This window comes from Streptomyces griseorubiginosus (assembly GCF_017614965.1).
Taxonomy (GTDB): Bacteria; Actinomycetota; Actinomycetes; order Streptomycetales; family Streptomycetaceae; genus Streptomyces; species Streptomyces griseorubiginosus_B.
Window position 1 is genome coordinate 1 of the sequence record NZ_WVUG01000484.1, and the last position, 4,144, is coordinate 4,144.

The 4,144-nt window shown below is 73.9% G+C and carries 3 protein-coding genes; all 3 read right to left on the reverse strand.

Annotation, left to right across the window (positions count from 1 at the left end; all coding sequences use genetic code 11):
• Positions 1–118: 118 nt before the first annotated feature.
• Positions 119–1,546 (reverse strand): carboxyl transferase domain-containing protein, encoded by a 1,428-nt coding sequence (locus GRC12_RS42300; protein ID WP_208785759.1) that lies wholly within the window; start codon positions 1,544–1,546, stop codon positions 119–121.
• Entirely contained in the window at positions 1,539–2,984 is a 1,446-nt protein-coding gene (locus GRC12_RS42305; protein ID WP_208785760.1) for an acyl-CoA synthetase, read from the reverse strand. Before GRC12_RS42305 ends, GRC12_RS42300 begins: the two co-directional genes overlap by 8 nt.
• A gap of 84 nt (positions 2,985–3,068) precedes the next feature.
• Positions 3,069–4,115: a MerR family transcriptional regulator gene (locus GRC12_RS42310; protein WP_208785761.1), complete on the reverse strand. Its 1,047-nt coding sequence runs from the start codon at positions 4,113–4,115 to the stop codon at positions 3,069–3,071.
• Positions 4,116–4,144: the final 29 nt, after the last annotated feature.

Sequence of the window (4,144 nt, forward strand, 5' to 3'; positions counted from 1 at the left end):
GGGTGGGGTGCGGCTGAATGGGGGTTTTGCTGGTATATGGACGCATGTAAAGCAGAAATAAAGGCCGCTGGTTCCGGTCCGCGCCGAAGGACCGTCGATGACGGTTTCCTGTACGCGTTCACCCCTGACGCCCGCGCGGTGGCGGCTCCGAGATACCGCGGATGACGCCCAGGTCCACCAAGTCCTGGGGGCGGATGCGGAGTTGGTCGGCGGTCGGTTCGGCCTGTTGCGGCGGGCGTTTCAGGATCGCGGCCGCGAGTTCCGGTGCGATGACGGAGAAGTAGCCGTCCGGGGTGGCGTACGTGTTGCCGGGGGCCGCCAGGGCCAGCGCGCCGCCGGAGCCGCCCTCGCCGATGACCAGGGTCGTGATCGGGGTGCGGGCGGCGGCCACCGCGCCGAACAGCTCCGCGATCGCCGCCCCGGCGCCCTGCCGCTCGGCCTCCGCGTCATTCGCGGCGCCAGGAGTGTCCACCAGGGTCAGGACGGGGATCCCGAGCCGGTCCGCGAGACGGATCAGCCGGGCGGCGGTGCGGAAGCCGGCGGGCCGGGTCGCGGTGCCGGCCTGCGCGGCGAAGGCGACGGTACGACCGTCCCGTTCACCGAACCCGCAGAGCATCCCGGGATCGGTGCCACCGCACCGGTCACCGCTGAGAGCGAGGCGACGGGTGAAGTAGGCGTCCAAGTACGCTTCGGCGCGCGGGAGTCGAGGCGAACGGGCCCGTTGCACGGCCTCCCAGCCGGTGCGTGGGAGGTCGCCGGCACCCAGGGCGTGGGGCACGGGGGCGGGCTCGGTGCCGGACCGGAGTACCGGTGTGTCACCCACCACGCCGGAGGCGTCCCCGTCCGACCCCCGCCGCTTCCCCCCGTCCGTCAGCAACCGCAGCCACAGACCCAGTGTTTCGCGCAGTTCCGTCGCCGGTACGACCGCGTCCGCCGCGCCGTTCGCCACCTGGGCCTCCGCCGTGTACGCCGACGGGTCCGCGTCGGGTGGACGCACCCGGGAGCCGGCGAAGCCGACCTGGGCATGGGGGAGCGCGAGGACGATGTCCGCGCCGGCACCCAGGGTGGCCCAGCCGCCGCCCGTCGTCGGGTCGCGCAGGATCGCGATCTGGGGGAGACCGGCCTCTCGCGTGAGTGCCGACTGGCGGGCCACACGCTGGAGTTGGGTCAGGGCGAGCATGCCCTCCTGTATGCGGCTGCCGCCCGTGGCGACCAGGGGGACGACCGGCAGACCCTGTTCGCGGGCGTGGCCGTACGCCGCCTCCAGCCGGTCGCCGGTGCGTTCGCCGAGCGAGCCGCCGAGGAAGCCGAACTCGAAGGCGATCAGCACGGCCCGGGTGCCCAGGACGCTCGCGGTGCCGCAGACCACGGACTCCGACTCGCCGGTGCGCTCGGCGGCGCGGGCGCGTGAGGCGTCGTAACCCTGCCAGGCGAGGGGGCCGTCGGGGGCGGACTCCCGGGCGGGGGACGGCAGTTCGGTGAAGGTGGCGGGGTCCGTGAGCAGGGCGAGGAACTCCCGGGCCGAGCGGCGTTCGGTGTCAGTCACGGGTCAGGGCCCGCTTCATGATCTTGCCCATGTCGTTGCGGGGCAGGGAGGAGAGGAAGTGCACGACCCGGGGGCGCTTGTGGGGGGCGAGGCGGCTCGCGACATGGTCCGCCAACTCGCTGTCGGACGGGGGTGACTGGGGGTCCTCCGGTACCACCCAGGCCACGATGCGCTCGCCCAGGTCCGCGTCAGGCTCCCCGGTGACCGCCGCCTCCCGGACCCCCGGATGCTCCAGCAGCGCGTTCTCGATCTCCCCGGCCCCGATCTTGTAACCCCCGCTCTTGATCAGGTCGGTGGCCTTGCGGCCGACGATCCGGACGTAGCCGTCGGGGTCGCGCACCGCCATGTCGCCGGTGCGGAACCAGCCGTCGGCGGTGAAGGCCCCGGCGGTGGCGTCGGGCCGGTTGAGGTAGCCGGTGAAGAGGTTCGGGCCGCGCACCTGGATCTCGCCCACGCTCTCGCCGTCGTACGCCGTGATCGGCGTCCCGTCCTCCTCCATGAGCCGCAGGTCCACGCCCGGCAGCGGCAGGCCGACGGTGCCGGGGCGCGGCTCGCCGTCCGCGCGGACGCTCGTGTTCATCAGCGTCTCCGTCATGCCGTAGCGCTCCACGACCCGCTGTCCGGTCGCCGCCGTGATGCGCTCGTGGTCGTGCACGGGGAGGGCCGCGGAACCGGAGACGAGCAGCCGGGCCCGGCTCAGCGCCCGGCCCAGCTCCGGATGCTCCGGCAGGGCCTGGGCGATGCGGTGGTACATCGTCGGTACGCCGAACAGCATGGTGGCGCCGTTGTCGAGCTCGTGCGCCACGCCCTCGGTGGTGAAGCGGCCCAGGTGCCGGACCGAGCCGCCGCGCCGGAGCGGGCCGAGGATGCCCAGCACCAGACCGTGCACATGGAACAGCGGCAGCCCGTGCACGAGGACGTCGTCGCCGGTCCACTGCCAGGCGTCGGCGAGCGCGTCCAGGGTGTGCGCGATCGCCCGGCGGGGGATGACGGCGCCCTTGGGCGGGCCGGTGGTGCCGGAGGTGTAGACGACGAGGGCGGGGTCCTCGTCCGCGACGGCCGGGGAGGGGAGCGTGCTCCCGGCACCGGTGACCTCGACATCCAGGCGCGGCAGGTCCCGTACCGGCGAAGGGAGTTCGTCGCCGGGCGCGGCCAGGACCAGGACCGGTGCGCTGTCGGACAGGATGTGCCCGAGCTCCTTCTCGCCCGACTTCGGGTTGAGCGGCACCGCGGCCACCCCGGCGCGCAGCGCGGCGACCACGGCGACGGCGGTCTCCAGCGCGGGCGTGGCCCACACCGCGACCCTGCTGCCGGCGGGCAGCCGTGCCGCCAGGGCAGCGGTCGCGCCCGCCAGCTCGGCATAGGTCATCGACCGGTCGCCGAACCGCAGGGCGACCTGCCCGTCCGGGCTCTCCAGGGCCGGGAAGAGAGAGGACACGCGATCTCCTGTCCGTGTGCACGCGAGCGTTGGGTCCGGTCAGAACTGGACCCTACCCACCAGTGACGGACCGGGTGCGGGCGCCTACGCCGTCACCACGTCCGCCACCACACAGCTGACGTTGTCCGGGCCGCCCGCCGCGTTGGCCTCCGTGACCAGGGCGTGGACCGCCTCGGCGGGCGTCCGCGCGCCGGCCAGGAGGGCACGCACGCGGGCGTCGGGGACGACCGTGGGCAGGCCGTCGGAGCACAGCAGATAGCGGTCGCCCGGCCTCGCCTCGTGCAGCCCCAGGTCCGGTGTGCCGGTGGTGAGTGCCTTGAGGAGCAGGGCGCGCTGCGGATGGGCCGTCGCCTCCTCCGGGGTGAGACGGCCCTCGTCGATCAGCGACTGGACCATCGTGTGGTCGTGCGTGATCCGGAACAGCCCGCCGTCGCGGTGCAGGTAGGCGCGGCAGTCACCGATGTGGACCAGGGCGAGCCGGGAGCCCGTCCAGAGCAGGGCGGTCAGGGTGGTGCCGTTCTCGTCGGCGCCGTCGGAGATGCCACGGACCGCCTCGGTCGCGCCCCGCACCGCCTCCTCCAGCACGTTCAGGACGTCCCCCGCCGGCAGCTCGTCCGTGTCCAGGAAGCGCAGGGCCTCCACGGCCGCGCTGCTCGCGGGCGCCCCGGCCGGCCCGTAACCGTCGGCCACCGCGAGCAGCCGCGCCCCCGCGTACGCCGTGTCCTGGTTGGCGGGGCGCACCCGGCCGGGGTGGGAGTGGGCGCAGTAGCGCAGTTCCAGCATGTCGGTGTCCTTTCCCGGCTCCCGCAGGAGCTCCTCGACGAGGAACGCGGCGAGGTCCCGCCGTACCGACGTCTCCGCCTCCACCCGCGACCAGTACGCGCGGATCTCCCGCGCCGCCTCCGCCGGCCGCAGCGCGCACACCTCGCGGATACGGGCCAGCGGCATCCCCAGCCGTCGCAGCCAGGCCACCAGCCGGGCCTGTTCCAGCTGGTCGGGCGCGTAGTAGCGGTAACCGGTGGCCGGGTCGACTCGGGCCGGACGCAGCAGGTCCAGCTCGTCGTACAGGCGCAGCGCCTTCGGGGACAGCCGGCAGGCCCTGGCGAAGGCACCGATCGTCAGCATTCCCATGTCATCTCCATCCCCGCCACCTTTGTCCC